General features: G+C 68.9%; 11 protein-coding genes and 2 pseudogenes. 8 read left to right on the top strand and 5 right to left on the bottom strand.

Features of this window, described 5'->3' with window-relative positions:
- The 3 genes and pseudogenes from ACQPWU_RS24225 to ACQPWU_RS24215 all read left to right on the top strand — a co-directional run.
- Entirely contained in the window at positions 1-321 is a 321-nt protein-coding gene (locus tag ACQPWU_RS24225; RefSeq protein WP_433443850.1) for a tetratricopeptide repeat protein, read from the top strand.
- Between the two features lie 181 nt (positions 322-502).
- Positions 503-2512 carry a protein kinase domain-containing protein gene (locus ACQPWU_RS24220; protein ID WP_433443847.1) on the top strand — a complete coding sequence of 670 codons (2010 nt, stop codon included), beginning with the start codon at positions 503-505 and terminating at the stop codon, positions 2510-2512.
- A gap of 228 nt (positions 2513-2740) precedes the next feature.
- Positions 2741-3037: pseudogene (locus ACQPWU_RS24215) on the top strand (recombinase family protein); the annotation flags it as partial.
- Here the strand turns inward: ACQPWU_RS24215 and ACQPWU_RS24210 are convergent.
- Positions 3007-4638, bottom strand: coding sequence for an N-acyl-D-amino-acid deacylase family protein (locus tag ACQPWU_RS24210; protein WP_433445279.1), 1632 nt, complete (start codon positions 4636-4638; stop codon positions 3007-3009). The pseudogene ACQPWU_RS24215 and the gene ACQPWU_RS24210 sit on opposite strands and share 31 nt — an antisense overlap.
- A 68-nt stretch (positions 4639-4706) precedes the next feature.
- Positions 4707-5804 carry a TetR family transcriptional regulator gene (locus ACQPWU_RS24205; RefSeq protein WP_433443845.1) on the bottom strand — a complete coding sequence of 366 codons (1098 nt, stop codon included), beginning with the start codon at positions 5802-5804 and terminating at the stop codon, positions 4707-4709.
- Between the two features lie 181 nt (positions 5805-5985).
- On the opposite strand from ACQPWU_RS24205, the gene ACQPWU_RS24200 reads away from it, so the two are divergent.
- From ACQPWU_RS24200 to ACQPWU_RS24180, 5 genes and pseudogenes are all read left to right on the top strand, one after another.
- Positions 5986-7389: an MmgE/PrpD family protein gene (locus ACQPWU_RS24200; RefSeq protein WP_433443843.1), complete on the top strand. Its 1404-nt coding sequence runs from the start codon at positions 5986-5988 to the stop codon at positions 7387-7389.
- A complete protein-coding gene (locus ACQPWU_RS24195) occupies positions 7386-8357 on the top strand; it encodes an ABC transporter substrate-binding protein (protein ID WP_433443841.1) in 972 nt (323 codons plus the stop codon). The genes ACQPWU_RS24200 and ACQPWU_RS24195 overlap by 4 nt, the downstream gene beginning before the upstream one ends.
- Positions 8358-8359: 2 nt before the next feature.
- Positions 8360-9202, top strand: a pseudogene (locus ACQPWU_RS24190) (amino acid ABC transporter permease); the annotation flags it as partial.
- A 156-nt stretch (positions 9203-9358) separates the two neighbouring features.
- Complete coding sequence (locus ACQPWU_RS24185; protein ID WP_433445277.1) at positions 9359-10114, top strand: amino acid ABC transporter ATP-binding protein; 756 nt, start codon at positions 9359-9361, stop codon at positions 10112-10114.
- A gap of 43 nt (positions 10115-10157) precedes the next feature.
- Positions 10158-11315 carry an NAD(P)/FAD-dependent oxidoreductase gene (locus tag ACQPWU_RS24180; RefSeq protein ID WP_433443839.1) on the top strand — a complete coding sequence of 386 codons (1158 nt, stop codon included), beginning with the start codon at positions 10158-10160 and terminating at the stop codon, positions 11313-11315.
- Positions 11316-11739: 424 nt separating this feature from the next.
- Here ACQPWU_RS24180 and ACQPWU_RS24175 read toward each other — a convergent pair whose 3' ends face one another.
- The 3 genes from ACQPWU_RS24175 to ACQPWU_RS24165 form a co-directional block, all read right to left on the bottom strand.
- Complete coding sequence (locus ACQPWU_RS24175; protein ID WP_433443837.1) at positions 11740-12024, bottom strand: FGGY-family carbohydrate kinase; 285 nt, start codon at positions 12022-12024, stop codon at positions 11740-11742.
- Positions 12025-12232: 208 nt separating this feature from the next.
- A complete protein-coding gene (locus ACQPWU_RS24170) occupies positions 12233-12913 on the bottom strand; it encodes a hypothetical protein (RefSeq protein ID WP_433443835.1) in 681 nt (226 codons plus the stop codon).
- 197 nt (positions 12914-13110) lie between these two features.
- Complete coding sequence (locus tag ACQPWU_RS24165; protein ID WP_433443833.1) at positions 13111-15069, bottom strand: endo-1,4-beta-xylanase; 1959 nt, start codon at positions 15067-15069, stop codon at positions 13111-13113.
- Between the last annotated feature and the right edge of the window lie 627 nt (positions 15070-15696).

Below are 15696 nucleotides of genomic sequence, written 5' to 3'. Positions count from 1 at the left end.
ATGCAGTTCGAGAAGCTGGCCGAGGAGTACAAGCGCGGGCGCCGGTTCTTCGACTCGCAGGACTACATCGGGGCCGCCCGCATCCTGGCCCAGGTGGTGGCCGCGGCGCCGGACAACCTGGCGGCCCGGCTGCTGCTGGCCCGCGCCTACTACCACTCGGCCCAGCTCCGCCGGGCCGAGGCCGAGCTCCGGCTGGTCCTGGAGCGCGACCCGGCGGAGGGGTACGCCTGCCTGCTGCTCGGCCGTACGCTCCAGCGCCAGAACAGGCCGAAGGACGCCGAGCCGTACCTGCGCCTCCATGCCGCGATGACCGGCGAATGACGCGCTGAACGCGGTGGCCGCTCACCCCGGGAGGTGTCCGAGAAGGACGGCTTCCGGCCGGCGGCCTCCGCCGAGCACGCCCGGGACGGGTCCCCTGCGGCCGGGGCTAGTTTGACTCGAGCTCGGGTGCTCCTTGTGGGCCTCGGAGTCTGGACGTCACGGCTTGGCAGAAAGATTCCTGATGACACAGCAACCGGAAATTTCCGCAGATCGGCTCCATGGGGCAGAGATTCGCGAAATGCCGCCCTGCGCTCCCCTCACGCCCAGGGACCCTCGGCGGTTGGGGGATCTGGAGCTCCTCGGCAGGCTGGGCGAGGGCGGGCAAGGCGTCGTCTATCTGGCCGGAACCCCCGCAGGCGCGCACGTGGCCGTCAAGTGGCTGCAGCAGGATCAGTCGGACGACGCGGTCAGCGTCGGGCGCTTCCTGCGTGAGGCGGAAGTCGCCCGGAGTGTGGCGCCGTTCTGCACCGCGGCCGTTCTCGGCACGGGTGTCGAGGACGGCCGGCCGTACATCGTGAGCGAGTTCGTCAAGGGCACGTCCCTGCAGCAGATCGTGCAGGAGGAAGGCCCGCGCACCGGTCCTTCGCTGGATCGGCTGGCGATCGGCACCGCCACCGCGCTGGCCGCGATCCACCAGGCCGGGATCGTGCACCGGGATTTCAAGCCGGCCAACGTCATCGTCGGCGCGGAGGGGCCGCGCGTGATCGACTTCGGGATCGCCCGCGCGCTCGACGCCACTTCGACGTTCAGCGACACGCCGGTGGGCACGCCCGCGTACATGTCTCCCGAGCAGATCATGGGGCACACGGTCGGACCGGCGACCGACATGTTCTCCTGGGCCGGCACGATGGTCTTCGCGTCCAGCGGGCGGGCGCCGTTCAGCAACGACGCCCTGCAAGCGGTGATCAGCCGGGTGCTCAACGCCCCGCCCGATCTCGGCCGGCTCGACGGGCCGCTGCGCGAGGTGGTGCTGAGGTGCCTCTCCAAGGACCCGGCCCGGCGGCCGTCGGCCGAGCAGGTGATCAAGCGGCTGCTGGGGTACCCGGTGCCCGACTCCAGCCTCCTCGTCTGGGGCGCCAAGGAGGCCTCGCCGACCCGCCGGCCTGGCGTGATGGGGATGAAGGGCAAGAGGCCGATCGTCATCGGCCTTGCGGCCGCGGCTCTCCTGGCGCTCGTGCCGGCCGGGGCCGCGGTGACCGCCGCGCTGCGGAACACCCCGCCCGGGACCGGAGCCACGACCGCGGCACCGAAGGAGACGGTCCCGGCGCCGGCCACTCCCTCGAAGACGACGCTCCCCGGGGGAGCGATCACCCTTTATGAGCATCCGTCCGACCCGATCACGCTGACGGCGTACGAGATCTACAACAAGAACCTCGATGACGACGTCGATTACGCCAGGCAATCGCTGCACGGCGCGTTCGAGAGGTATCCCGCCAACTGGGAGTCGCTGGTCTCCCCCGACGGCCGCTACCTCGCGGGCAGGCCCCAGTACTACACCTCGGACGACCACGACTCCGTTCTCATCACCGACAGAGAGGCCGGCTCGAGTTTCCGGGTCAAGACCGTACGCAAACCGCTGATCAGCCCCATCCGCGCCTGGTCCAGGGACGGCTCAAAGGTCCTGCTCAACATCGAGCGGAAGATGAAGAACAACAACGGCGACGACTGGCTCACCCTGGGCTTCGCCATCATCGACGTGGCCCAGGCCAAGGTCAGCGTGGTCAACGTGGCCGACACGTCGATCCAGGCCGACTCCTTCGGCTGGGACGCCAACGGGGCAGGTGTCGTCATCACCTATGGCGATGACCAGGGGCTGCGCTTCTTCGACACCTCCGGCAAGCACACGCGCGACGTGCCGGATACCGGGGTGTTGGCGGCCGGGACCCACCGCGTCTTCTCGCCCTCGGGCAAGATGTTCGTGACCGACTGCCCCGGCGACACCCACGGCGACCACTGCCTCTGGGACACCGGCACCGGCAAGCAGGTCCGCAAGTTCTTCTCCGACTGCGACAAGGTGCTCGGCTGGTACGACGAGTCGCACCTCTATTGCTGGGAGCTGGACAACAACGCCTCACACAGCGAGGTTCAGGTCGTGGCGTTCGACGGCAAGCTGGTGCGCAAGCTGCTGGAGGTCCCGGAGGAACTCGACTTCACCCCATACTTCACGGCCAACCCCTCCAAAGGCTCCTGAACAAGACCGTTACCCACCGCCGAACGCGGTGGGCAAGGTGGCCGGCTGCGCGAAGTCGCGGGCGACGTTCAGCAGGCGCGGCCCCATAGGCTGCTCGCGCATGTGACCTCGTCCGGTGGCCAGGGCTGATCGCGTGTCCGGGCGCGTTCCAGCTGTCGCTCGTACAACTGCCGGGAGCGGCGCAGGAAGCCCGCCACCAACTCCAGATCCGCGGTGGTGTGGTCGCGCATGAGACTTTCCGGCCGCAGGAGTAGCCCCTTACAGGGGCGGTCGTCATGCCGAGCATCGTCTCGGAAACGTCCCGCAACCCCGGTGCCGACACACCGGTCGGGTACCCGGGTATCCACCCGCGGCCAAGACCACCAGTCCCAGCTCGACGCCCTCGCCGGAGCGCACTGCCGCGAGGTGGTGGTGGAGACGGCGAGCACCCCCGGCGAGCAGCCGAAGCTGCGCGCCGCCCTGGACCGGCTGCAGCCCGGCGACACGTTGGTGATCTACAAACCGGATCGGGTGGCCCGATCGATGAAGGAGCTGCTGGTCTTCGTCGAGGACGAGCTGCACGCCCGCGGCATCGTGCTGGCGGAAACTGCCGGCCGTCGCAGCACCATCCCCGCGCCGGCGCCGTGCGGGGACCTGGAATCGGGACGGAACCCGTCGCCTCCCGCCCGGCGGTCGACAGTGACCACCCCGTTGACGAGCACGACGTCGACACCGCTGGGCGCGGCGGGCGTGTCGAACGTCGCGTTCTCCCCGACGGTCGCCTCGTCGAACACCACGACGTCGCCGCGCATGCCTACGCGCAAGGTTCCGCGGTCCGCCAGACCCATCAGCGAGGCGGGGACCGAGGTCATCTTCCGGAGCGCGGTCTCGAGCGGCAGCGCGCGCTTGACCCGTACGTACTCGCCCAGCACCTTCGGGAAGGCGCCGTAGCTGCGTGGATGGCACGGGGCCAGCCAGGGCTGGTTGAACCCGTCGGTGCAGATCGCAATGTACGGAAGTGAGAGGTAGCGGCGGACCGCGTCGTCGCTCGTGCTCAGGTCGGACCCCATGACGGCGTCGTCCCGCTCGTCGGGCAGCATCTCCAGGATCAGGGCCGCCACCGTCTCGGGCGTCGGGGCGACACCGCGGGCGGCGAGGATCCGCGCCAGCGACATTCCCTGCCATCGCCGTCCCTCGCCGTCGGTCCAGTCGAACACCACCACCAGGTCGCCGTCTCCCCCGTGGTAGCGGACGATCCGGTCGACGATCCCGGCCTCGATCCGCCGACGGTGGTCTTCGTCGCGCAGGTAGCTGTCCATCAGGGTGGCTTTCCCCGCTGCCAGGTGCTCGCCGGGGATGAAGATGGACGGGTTCCAGCCGAAGAAGGGGTATGGGTACTGGTCTCCTGCCACGTCGATGCCGTCGGCCCGTGCCGCCTCGACGGCGCTGATCACCGCCTCGGTCTTCCACCAGTTGCAGGCGCCGTCGGACTTGAGGTGGGAGAGCTGGACACGGGCACCCGAGTCGCGGCCGATCCGGATCGCCTCCTCGACCGCGGCGAGCAGGTGGTCGCCCTCGCTGCGCATGTGGCTGGCGTAGAAACCGCCGTGCTCCGCCACAACCTCGGCGCAGGCGATCAGTTCGTCTGTGCGGGCGGAAAGCCCGGGAATGTATTCGAGCCCGGTCGACATGCCGAACGCGCCGTCCGCCATCGCCTTGCCGATCATGGCTTTCATGGCCTGGAGCTGCCCGTCGGAGAGCACCTCCTGATCGGCCGGAATCCCGCAGGAGGCGCGTGCGAATCCGTGGCCTATGAGCGTGCCGAAATTTACCGCCGGCGCCCGGAGATCCAGCCGGGAAAGGAGTTCTCCGGGCTCCATCCGTGACATTCCGCAGTTGCCGGCCAGAACCGTCGTTATTCCTTGCATGAGGTAGTTCTTGAAAAGCAGGTAATCCGGGTCGTCGAACAGGTCGAGATCGGTGTGCGTGTGAATGTCGACGAATCCCGGGCAGGCGATCCGCCCGCCCGCGTCGATGACGTCTGTGGTCGGGCCGATGTGCGGGGCGATGCGGTTCCGGCTGCCGACATAGCTGATCCGGCCGTCGTTGATCGCCAGCGCCTCGGCATGCGGTCGCGCGGGGTCCATGGTGATCACGCGGGCGTCGAGGACGACCGTGTCTGCCGGCCCGGTGCCTCCGGGCGCGCCTGTGCGGCTCATGTGCTTGTTCCTTTCTGGGGGTCCTGCCGCCCCGGTCGCTCCCATAAAGCGTCCGGGGCGAGGCGTGCGACGGGGATGCCGAGTTGCTCGGCCGTGAACCGGGCCAGGACGCGGCGCGCCGCCCGGGTGGACATGTCGCTGTAGCCGAGGGTGGCGCGCAGGGCCAGGCTTTCGGAGATGGCGACGTAACGTTCGCACACCTCTGGGAGCGGGGCCACCGGAGCGAACGTCCCGTCGGCGACGCCTGCCCCGAACACCTCCAGCACGGCGTCCGACCAGCGTCTCGACATGCGGACGCACTCGTCGAGGAAGGCGGGGTGGCGCCTGACCCGGCCCCACACCTCGAGCCACAGCAGGTACTCCTCATAGGTCCCCTGGTCGCTGGGGATGCTGAGGTCCATGAGGCGGCGCAGGCGGTCGACGGTGCTTACCTTCTCGTCCCGCAGGAGGTGCAGGGTCGCGTGCAACTGGTCGCCCGCCCAGCGGAAGGCCGCCAGCAGCGCCTCGTCCTTGCTTCTGAAGTAATAGTGGATGCTGGCGTTCGAGACCCCCGCCTCACGGGCGATGTCCGCGATGCGCGTCGCCTCGATGCCGCGCTTGGCCATGATCCGGCAGGCCGCGACGCGGATCCGATCCTCCGGACTGCCTGGGTCGGGGGTCCGTGCCGGCAGGTGGTGGCCCTGGTCCTTCCAGAGCCGGGCGAGCCGGCGCAGCAGCTCCGCGTCATCGCCCCCGGCCCGTACGACCTCCTCGACGCGGCGCGTCATCCGCCAGGCGCGCCGGTAGTCGATGCCGAGTGCCCCGGCCAGCCGGTTCGGCCGGGCCCTGCCCGGCGAGTCCAGCACGATCACGACGGCGTCCAGCCAGGCCGCCAGCTGGATCGGCGAGCCCGCGAACGGTGTGGCCGACGCCGGGTAGACATGTGCGCCGCAGCGGTCGCACGCGTAGGCGCGCCGCCGCGAGATCCGGTGGAAGGAGCGGTGCGTGGCGCACCGGCGGCAGAACGACGCCCCGCCGTCGGGGCCGTGGACGATCGTCCAGAGCACCGCCAGCGCGGCCTCCTCCCGGCCGGCGTCCGGAGCCAGTCGATCCATACTTGCCTCTACGGGTATTTCCACTTCTCCGGCTCTCCATAAACGCAAGGTCAGCCATACCTTGACAAGCCATCTTGGCAAATGCGATTGTTTCCCGCATCAAAAATATACCTTTAGAAACATCGGAGAAATAAATGCCCGGGGCGTTTCGTGGTCCTCACAACGACGAGGGCAGGTCCGGATGAGCGGGAGCTCCCCCGCTACGCGATTCATCACCAGCCTGACGTGGGACATGCTGCCTGGTGAGGTCATCGAGCGCGCCGTCATGTGCTTGACGGACACGCTCGCGGCCATGCTCGCCGGACGGGCGACCCGAGCCGCCCGCGTCGCCGCCGACCTCGCGCACGATTGGTGGCCGGGCGGCACGGCGACGTCGATCGTCGGCGGCGACCGGCTCGCCACCGGCGGCGCCGCCTTCGCCAACGCGGTCGCCGCGAACGCCGTGGACATCGACGACTGCGGCATCTACACCTGGGGTCATCCCGGCGCCCAGGTCGTCCCCACCGCGCTCGCCCTGGCCGAGGAGCGGCGGCTCAGCGGACGCGAACTGATCCTCGCCATCGTGGTCGGCTACGAGATCGCCTTCCGGGCCGGCCGCTGCCTCAACCACGAGCAGAGCACGATCCACTCGGCGGAACGCACCTACCGGGCCTGCGGGTCGTGGGGCTCGGTGGCCTGCGCCGCGATCGCCTGTCATGCCCTCGGACTCAACGAGGCCACCACCCGCCACGCGCTGGGTATCGCCGAGTACGACTCGCCCGACCTGCCGATGATGCGCGCCATTGACACGCCGGGCATGGTCAAGCACGGCGTCGGGTTCGGCGCGCTCACCGGTCTGCTGTCGGCCGATCTCGCGCGGCGCGGGTTCACCGGGATCGTGCCCGGCCTCGACTTCGACGAGTTCCGCCCGTTCGTCGACGACTTGGGCCGCGACTACTACCTGCCTCGCGGCATCACCTGGAAACGGTTCTCCAGCTGCGCCTGGACCCACCCGGCGCTGCTCGCGATCGAGGAGTTGCGCTCACGGCACCCGCTGGACCCCGGCGCCATCGACCGCATCGTCGTCGAGACCTACCCCGACGCGGCGCGGCTGGGCACCCGGATCCCTCTGACGACCGAGGAAGCGCAGTTCAACCTGGCCTGGCCGGTCGCGGCGATGCTGGTGGACGGCCGGGTCGGACCCGAGCAGGTGGCGGACTCACGCCTGGGATCGCCCGAGATCGCCGCGCTGTGCCGGCGGATCGACGTGGTGGTGTCGGAGGAGATGACCCACCGCTACTACCTCTCCGAGGTGAACGACCCGGAGGGCAGCGACTCCTCGTCGGTCACCATCACGCTGACCGACGGCACCGTCCTGTCGTCGGGCCGGCTCGACCATGTCCTCTACCCTGAGCCCGGCTGGACCTGGGACGAGATGCGGGACAAGTTCGCATGGCTGGCCACCGGCCATGTGGAGCCCGCCTCGATCCCCCGTCTCCTGGACGCGCTGGCGAACGTGGCATCCGCAGACGACAGCTCCGTGCTCATACGCGATCTGGCGTCGTCCCTGATACCGGTGCCTATCGAACAAGGAGCAGTTTCATGAAAGTGGCACCGACGCGTACGTTCCTGATGACCGCTGTGACGACAGCGGCCGGGTTGATCCTCTCGCTCGGCGCGTGCGGCCTGTCCGCGAGCCCGCCCGCCCCCGCCGCACAGACCGCCGACAAGGGGAACGGCACCTCCGCCACCGCGGCATCCGTGGCGGCCGACACCGCCCTGCACGACCTGCTGCCGCAACGGATCAAGTCGGCCGGCGTGATCCGGACGGCCACCAACATCCCCTACCCGCCGTGGGAGATGTACGAGACGGCCGGAGGGCAGCAGCCGACCGGTATCGACTACGACCTGTCCCAGGCGCTGGCGGCCAAGCTCGGCGTGCGGGCCTCGTTCGACCACATGGCCTTCGACGGCATGATCCCCGCGATCCTCGCCGGCAAGGCCGACATCGTCATGGCGGGCCTTTTCGACACCCCCAAGCGGCGCGCGTCGCTGAACTTCGTCGACTACGCCAAGGACGGCTACTCCATGCTCGTCGCCAAGGGCAACCCCGGCAACCTGAAGGACGTCGCCGACCTGTCCGGCAAGACTGTAGCGGTACAGAGCTCCACCTCGGAGGAGGCCTCGCTCGACAAGCTGAGCGCACGCTTGAAGTCCGAGGGCAAACCCGGCGTCACGCTCCTACGGTTCCCAGGCGACAGCGAGGCCTTCCTCGCCATCAGGAGCGGGAAGGCGGTCGCACGGGTGCAGGCCACCTCCGCCGCCGCGTACGCGGTCAAGACATTCGACAACGGGAACGCGTTCGAGCTGGTCCAGGCCCCGTCGCTGACCGCGCAGTTCGGCGGCGGCATCGAGGGCATCGGCGTGGCGAAGTCCGACGCCGAGCTGCAGACCGCGCTGCAGAAGGCGCTGCAGGCCTTGATGGACGACGGGACGTATCGAAAGATCCTCGCCAAGTACGGCGCGGAGAGCATCGCCCTGACCAAGGCTGAAATCAACCAGGGCACCGAGTAGCCATGAGTCCCTTGGCGCCCGCCGACACCACACCCTCCCCCACCCCTACGCGGCCGCCCCGCCTCGCCGTGGTACCGATCCGCCGGTACGGCCGCTGGGCCGCGGCGGCACTCATCGCGTACCTGCTGTTCGCGCTGGGCTGGTCGTTGTGGCACAACCCCAATCTCGACGTCGCAACGATCGGGCAGTACCTGTTCGCGCCCTCCATCCTGCGCGGGCTCGTCGTCACGGTCGAACTGACCGTCATCGCGATGATCGTCGGTCTCGTCGGCGGCGTGCTGCTCGCGCTGATGCGGCTGTCGGACAACCCCGTGCTGTCCGGGGTCGCCTGGGGCTACATCTGGTTCTTCCGCGGCACGCCTCTGCTGGTCCAGATCATCTTCTGGGGATTCCTCGGGGCGCTTTACCCGAACCTCTTCCTCGGGATCCCGCTGACCGGCGTCGTCTTCGGGTCCGTGCCCACCAGCTCGGTCATCGGAGCGGCCACGGCCGCGATCATGGCGCTGGCCACCAACGAGGCGGCCTACTGCGCCGAGCTCGTGCGCGCGGCGATCATCTCGGTCGACGCGGGGCAGCGTGAGGCGGCCATGTCGCTCGGCATGTCCGCGACGAGCAGGATGCGGTTCGTCATCCTGCCGCAGGCCATGCGGGTGCTGATCCCGATGCTCGGCAACGAGGCCATCTCCATGCTCAAGATGACCTCGCTGGTGTCGGTCATCTCCGGGCTGGACCTGATGACCAGCATCCAGCAGATCTACCAGCAGAACTTCAAGGTCATGCCGCTGCTGGTCGTCGCGTCGCTGTGGTATCTGCTACTGACGTCGGTGCTGACCATCGGCCAGCACTTCATCGAACGGTACTTCGGTCGCGGATTCGCCGGCAGGCACACCGCCGCGGCGGAACGGCGGATCCGCCGGCGCGCGGCCGGCCGGGCCAGGGCCAAGCCGGTCTCGACGCCCGGCGACGACGTGTGGGAGCCCACCCGGTCGGACGACGAGCCGATGGTACGGGCCGAGCAGGTGTGGAAGTGGTTCGGCGGCGTCGACGTCCTGCAGGGCGTGGACCTCACCGTCCACCCACGGCAGACGCTCGTCCTGCTGGGCCCCTCAGGCAGCGGCAAGTCCACTCTGCTCCGCTGCGTCAACGCGCTGGAGCGGGTCGACGCGGGCGTGCTGGAGGTGGACAGCGAGCTGGTCGGACTGCGCGAGGACGGCGGTCGGCTCCACGAGATGACCGCGGCACAACTCTGCCGGCAGCGCCTGCGCATCGGCATGGTGTTCCAGCGGTTCAACCTGTTCCCGCACATGACCGCCATCGAGAACGTGATGCTCGGACCGCGGCGGGTGCTCGGCGTTCACCGCGAGCAGGCCGAGGCGGAGGCCGAGCGGCTGCTGACGCGCGTCGGCCTGCGGGACAAGCTCGACTCCTACCCGGCGCAACTCTCGGGCGGCCAGCAACAGCGGGTGGCGATCGCGCGGGCCCTGGCGATGAAGCCGCACCTGATGTTGTTCGACGAGCCGACCTCGGCCCTCGACCCCGAACTGGTGGGCGAGGTGCTCGACGTCATGAAGGACCTCGCCCGGCGAGGCATGACCATGATCGTGGCCACCCACGAGATCGGGTTCGCCAAGGAGGTCGCCGACACCGTCGCCATGCTCGACGGCGGCGTCATCATCGAGTCGGGCCCTCCCGCCGACTGCCTGGTGAACCCCAAGGAGGAGCGCACCAAGGCGTTCCTGTCCAAGGTCCTCGCATGATCCCGCCGCCCGTTCACAACACATTTCCAGGAGGTCGCAAGCAGTGCCCGAAATCATCGTCGTCGGCGCCGGCGTCATGGGGTCATCCATCGCCTTCCACCTCGCCGAACAGGGCGCGCGATCCGTCACCGTCGTGGACGCGCGACGTGCCGGCGAGGGCATGAGCGGCCGCTCGTCGGCACTCGTCCGGATGCACTACACGTTCGAGCCAGAAGTACGGCTGGCGCTCGACAGCCTCGCCTACTTCCGTAACTGGCCCGAACGGGTCGGCCGCCCACCGGTCTTCCGCGAATGCGGGTTCGTCCGCATCGTGCCGGCAGAAGAGTCCGACCTCCTGCGCAAGAACGTCGAGATGCAGCAGGCGTGCGGCGCAGAGGCCGAGGTCATCACTGCCGACGACCTGCTGGGCATCGAACCGGGGTGGCGTGCCGACGACGTGGTCGCCGCAGCGTACGAGCCCCGCGCCGGCTACGGCGACGGTGCCGTCGTGGCCGGCGACTTCCTGTCCCGGGCCAGGGAGATGAGCGTCGCCTACCACCCCAACACCCGCGTGCGCTCTCTCATCGAGGACGGGGGCCGGGTCCGCGGTGTGGCCACCGACGAGGGCAAGGTCGTGGGGGACCTCGTCATCCTCGCCACCGGCGTGTGGACTCGGCCGCTGCTCGGCACAGTCGGCGTGGATCTGCCCATCGAAGCCGAGTACCACGAGGTCGCCGTCCTGCGCGACGCGCCCGACGGCCCGGCCGCCCATACCGCGTGCATCGACTCGGGTACCCGCACCTACTTCCGCCCGGAGTCCGGCGGCGGCCTGCTGCTCGGCGACTTCGTCGGCCCACGCGACGGGATCGACCCCGACCACTTCCCCCAGTCCCCCCGCGAGCCGAACGTGGTCGACATGGTCGAGCGCGCCGCGCGCCGGGTTCCGGCGCTCGCCGAGGCCGGCATCGCCCGCGGGGTGACCGGCATCTACGACATGTCACCAGACGCGCGACCGATGCTGGGCCCGGTGGCCGGGATGGAAGGTCTGCTCGTGGCGGCGGGCTTCTCCGGGATGGGATTCAAGATCTGCCCGGCGGTCGGCCGCGCCCTCGCCGAGATGGCGCTGCGCGAACCGCAGACCCTGGACATCTCGGCCTTCACTCCGGACCGCTTCGCCGAAGGGAAGTCGATCATTCCCCCGTACGGATACACCGACGACTGACAGTGCCACCCGAGCACCCGAACACTGCTCCTCGGCCCAGCTCGGACGGTAACATTCGATCATCACCCAGGGGCCCGCAGTGCCGCGGGGTGCTTCACGGGAGTGGTGGTGACGCCAAAGGCAGGTTTGGTGCCCGACGCCGGCGCGCCTTGGGTGCCGATTAATCATCCGGCCAGGTCAGGCGGCATGCGACAATCCTTCAGCACACCACCGAGTCGATCCTGTCGGCACTCCAGGACAACCTGGGCGCCCTCGACGTCACCCTTCCTGCGGACGCTGTCGCTCGGTTGGATGCGGCGGTGGAGTTCGACCCGGGCTACCCGACCGACATCAACACCGGATCGCGCGTCTGGTTGTTCGGCGACGGGGAGAAAGGCTGGAAGGCAGGGATCGGCTCGCGATCTAGGAGGGCGCTGCTCTCCGCTCAAGACCTATGGGAGTTCAGCAGAGCGGAAGCCTCAGCCCAGGCGTCACGGCCGACGGCGGTGAACTGGCACAGCAGCGCGTTCTTGGAGCCGCTGCCCACCAGATGAACCACCTCGACCGGGTGGCCGGACAGCTCGGCGGCCCGGCGCAGCGCGGCCCGATGGGCCGGCGCCAGGCTCTCCAACACGCAGCGAACGACGGCGGCGCGATCGGCGGGCGGCTCCTGGCCGGTGCGGCGGAGCCTGCACCAGCGGAGTGCGAGGCTCTCGCCTTGCTGGAGCACGTACTCGGTGCCCGCGTGATCGCACCACGTTGGAGGCCTCCGCGAACGAGACTCTGAGCGATTCTCGCAAGAGGGTGTCTTTCATCCTCCAGCGGCGTACGCGACCTGGGCGGAGGGCTCCGTGAGCTGCGCGACCTCAACGCCGCCGCCCATGAGGAGTAATCGTGGGCAGGGTTGTGGCGGCCGGCTGCTCCGTAGTCGCTCTTGTTCATGCCGATCTGCCTGCTTCCAAGGATGCTGGGCGGGACGGGTTCGGCGCGGGGCGGTAGAAGACTGCGGCCAGGGCTGCGCCGAGGAAGGCGACGCCTGCGGCGGTGGTGAAGGCTGTGGCGCCGTTGTCGCCGGGGCCGGTCAGGGCTCCGGCGATCGCGGTGCCCAGACCGTATCCGGTCCACATGAAGGTGTTGAGCCAGGCGAAGACCTCGGTGCGGTAGTGGGGAGGGGCATGCTCGGCGAGTAGGGCGGATTGCAGCAGTCCGGCGGAGGAGGCTGAGCCGAAGGCGGTCGCGGAGGCGACGGTGGCGATGCGCAGGCAGCCGAAGGAGAAGGTGCCGAACGCGGCGATGATCAGCAGGACGAGCGTGGGCCGGTGGGTGAGTGGTCCGGCCAGCCGGGCCATTCGTGAGGCTTGGGAGTTGCCATCCTTTGAGTGCTCGGGCGGTGGCGCGTCCCGTACCGCCCTGGAAGCGATCGGCAGCACCGTAACCAGCAGCACGGACGCACCTGCCCCGGTCACGACGCTCTGCGCCGGCATCACCAGCATCAGTGCCGACACCAGCACGGGCCCGGCGATGAACATCAGTTCGTTGATGGCGCCGTCGATCGCGTACGCGCTGGGCAGCGACGCAGCCGGAACCAGACGCGGCCAGGCGCCCCTGCGGTTTCCCACGATTCTGTAGTCGAATCGTCTGACCGTGAGACATACGTGAGTCACATGGTGGAGCGGCCTTTGCGCACCGTACGCGTGGTCTTGCGTGCCGCGTTCAGTTCGGGCTCAGTGAGGCGAGCGTGGAGGCCGCCGAGCCTGTCCAGGACGAGCCCCTGGCCCATCCACACCCGGTGAGGGGTGGATGGGCCAGAGAGCTGTCAGGCGCAGGTGTACCCGCTCGGCAGCGAGGTGTTCCCGTCGGGACGGCTGACCTGGAAGCCGAAGGTGGTGCTGGCGCCCGGGCCGAGGTTGCCGTTGTGGCCCGCGTTCCTGGCCGTTACGGTCTGCCCGCTCACGGTCAGCTGGGTGTTCCAGGAGCCGATGATGGTGTGCCCGGCCGGCAGGGTGAAGGTCACCGTCCAGCCGCTGATCGCCGAGTTGCCCGCCGTCACCCGGACCGGTTCGATGACGTACCCGTTCTGCCACTGAGTCTGCGTGGTCGGGGTCACGGTGCAGGAGCCGCCGGTGTTGCCGCCAGTGGTGGTGAAGGTCGCCGGCGCGGAGTTGGCCGACAGGTTGCCCGCGCCGTCACGCGCCTGCACGTACACCTGGTACTGGGTGCTGGCGGTCAGCCCGGTCAACGTGATCGAGTTGGTGGTCGACTGACCCAGCAGCGTGTCGGCCGTGCCCTGCTCGCGGTACACGTCGTAGCCGGCCAAGCCGCTGCCGCCCGCGTCCGTGGACGCGGTCCACGTCAACGTCGCGCCGGAGGAGGTCACGTTGGACGCGGCCGGGACGCCCGGCGTGCTCGGCGGCGTGGTGTCGGTGCCGCCGCCCGTCTGGGTGGTGAAGGTGACCAGCTGGGAGTTGCCGGACAGGTTGTTCGCGCCGTCACGCGCCTGCACGTACACCTGGTACTGGGTGTTGGCGGTCAGCCCGGTCAACGTGATCGAGTTGGTGGTCGACTGACCCAGCAATGTGTCGGTGGCGCCCTGCTCGCGGTAGACGTTGTAACCCGCCAGGCCCGAACCACCGGTGTCGGTCGACGCGGCCCAGGTCAGGGTCGCGCCCGACGCGGTCACGTTGGACGCCGTCGGGGTGCCCGGCGTGCTCGGCGGGGTGGTGTCGGGGTTCGGGTTCGCGCTGTTGAGGGCGTTGAGGACCGAAGTGTAGGCAGGCTTCTTGTTACCGTTGCCGTCGAACAGGAGTGGAGTGTCGCCGGAGCGCCAGGAGTCGCTGTCCCGGACGCCCCAGGTGGTGATCCCGTTGCAGCGGGCGACGGCCAGACAATCGTTGGTCACGTTGGCGTAGGTCGTGGCCGAGGCCCCCTGGATGTCCAGCTCGGTGATCTGGACGTCCACGCCGAGGGCGGCGAAACTCGAAATCGTGGTGCGGAAGTTGCTGTTGTAGGGGCTGCCGCTGTTGAAGTGGGCCTGGAGACCGACACAGTCGATCGGCACACCGCGGGCCTTGAAGTCCTTGACCATGTTGTAGACGCCCTGCGTCTTGTCCCAGGTCCAGTTGTCGATGTTGTAGTCGTTGTAGCAGAGCTTGGCGGCCGGGTCGGCGGCCCGGGCGGTCTTGAAGGCCACCTCGATCCAGTCGTTGCCGGTGCGCTGGAGGTTGGAGTCGCGCCGGCCGCCGCCGCTGTCGGCGTAGGCCTCGTTGACCACGTCCCAGGCGTAGATCTTGCCCTTGTAGTGGGCCATGACGCCGTTGATGTGGTCGATCATCGCCTGGCGCAGGGTGCTGCCGGACAGGGACTGCATCCAGCCGGGCTGCTGGGAGTGCCAGGCCAGGGTGTGGCCGCGGACCCGCTTGCCGTTCTGGACGGCCCAGTTGTAGATGCGGTCGGCGTTGGTGAAGGTGAACTGACCCCGGTTCGGCTCGGTGGCGTCGATCTTCATCTCGTTCTCGGCCGTCACCATGTTGAACTCGCGGTTGGCGATCGTGGTGTATGCCGAGTCGCCGAGCTTGCCCGCGGCGATGGCGGTGCCGAAGTACCGCCCGCTCTGCGCGGCCGCCGCGCCGAGCGTGGTCTCCGCGGCATCGGCGGGATGCGACAACGCCAAGGGGGCGATCGTGCCGGCTAAGCCGAGAACCCCGACCGCCACAACCCGGCGGAAGCCGGTGAAGGATCGTCGGATTTCAGGCGCGGGTAGGGCGTTTGTGGGCATGCCTGAGCCTCCATTGCTGAATTACGAACCGAACGCGGAGACACACCCCGCCAGATCGGCGCCGCACCCCTCATGAGACGCAGACCACCAGGGCGTCAGAGGCAGCGAGTCCTGCCATGTCCATCGGCCTGGCGGGGCAGTCACCTCGAGGATCCAGTGTGGAAACACTCCCGAAATATGTCAATGATGCTCGAAAAGTTTCGGCAGTCCCTGGATTTGTCTACGCACTTCACACGCCACTTCCAGCGGAAATGGAGCCTTGAAACTTTCGACCCTCGCCGACCGGCTTCGAGCCCACCCCGACGTGGGAGTGATCTGCCGAGACCGGGCCGGCAGTGCTTCATGAGGTGAGCCAGATCCACTTGTCACCGGCATGAATCAACCTGCGGGGTGAGTCTCCGCAGGTTGGTGTGGGATGCCTCCAGTGCCGCCAGGCGGCCGTGGTCTCCGCGGAGCGGTTTCCCGTTCATCGCGGCGACCTCACTCGGCTTGTCCATCCCGATCCGCTCGAGCAGCAGCCCGCCCAGGCGCCATGATCGGTCGCCGGCCTACTGCCGCAAGCCCCTCAGTCTGAGTGAGAGCCCGCCGGTCGGCGAGGCTCGCGACGACCAGCTCGCCCTCATGGGG

It is taken from the genome of Nonomuraea sp. CA-141351 (genome assembly GCF_050944675.1).
Classification (GTDB): Bacteria; Actinomycetota; Actinomycetes; order Streptosporangiales; family Streptosporangiaceae; genus Nonomuraea.
Note: the sequence above shows the minus strand (reverse complement) of the source record. Positions and strands in the feature narration are given on the sequence as shown.

What these genes read in the sequence shown, in the direction of transcription:
- ACQPWU_RS24165 (WP_433443833.1), bottom strand. Translation starts at nt 15,069, where the DNA reads ATGCCCACAAACGCCCTACCCGCGCCTGAAATCCGACGATCCTTCACC.
- ACQPWU_RS24195 (WP_433443841.1), top strand. Translation starts at nt 7,386, where the DNA reads ATGAAAGTGGCACCGACGCGTACGTTCCTGATGACCGCTGTGACGACA.
- ACQPWU_RS24205 (WP_433443845.1), bottom strand. Translation starts at nt 5,804, where the DNA reads ATGGATCGACTGGCTCCGGACGCCGGCCGGGAGGAGGCCGCGCTGGCG.
- ACQPWU_RS24200 (WP_433443843.1), top strand. Translation starts at nt 5,986, where the DNA reads ATGAGCGGGAGCTCCCCCGCTACGCGATTCATCACCAGCCTGACGTGG.
- ACQPWU_RS24225 (WP_433443850.1), top strand. Translation starts at nt 1, where the DNA reads ATGCAGTTCGAGAAGCTGGCCGAGGAGTACAAGCGCGGGCGCCGGTTC.
- ACQPWU_RS24220 (WP_433443847.1), top strand. Translation starts at nt 503, where the DNA reads ATGACACAGCAACCGGAAATTTCCGCAGATCGGCTCCATGGGGCAGAG.
- ACQPWU_RS24210 (WP_433445279.1), bottom strand. Translation starts at nt 4,638, where the DNA reads ATGGACCCCGCGCGACCGCATGCCGAGGCGCTGGCGATCAACGACGGC.
- ACQPWU_RS24185 (WP_433445277.1), top strand. Translation starts at nt 9,359, where the DNA reads ATGGTACGGGCCGAGCAGGTGTGGAAGTGGTTCGGCGGCGTCGACGTC.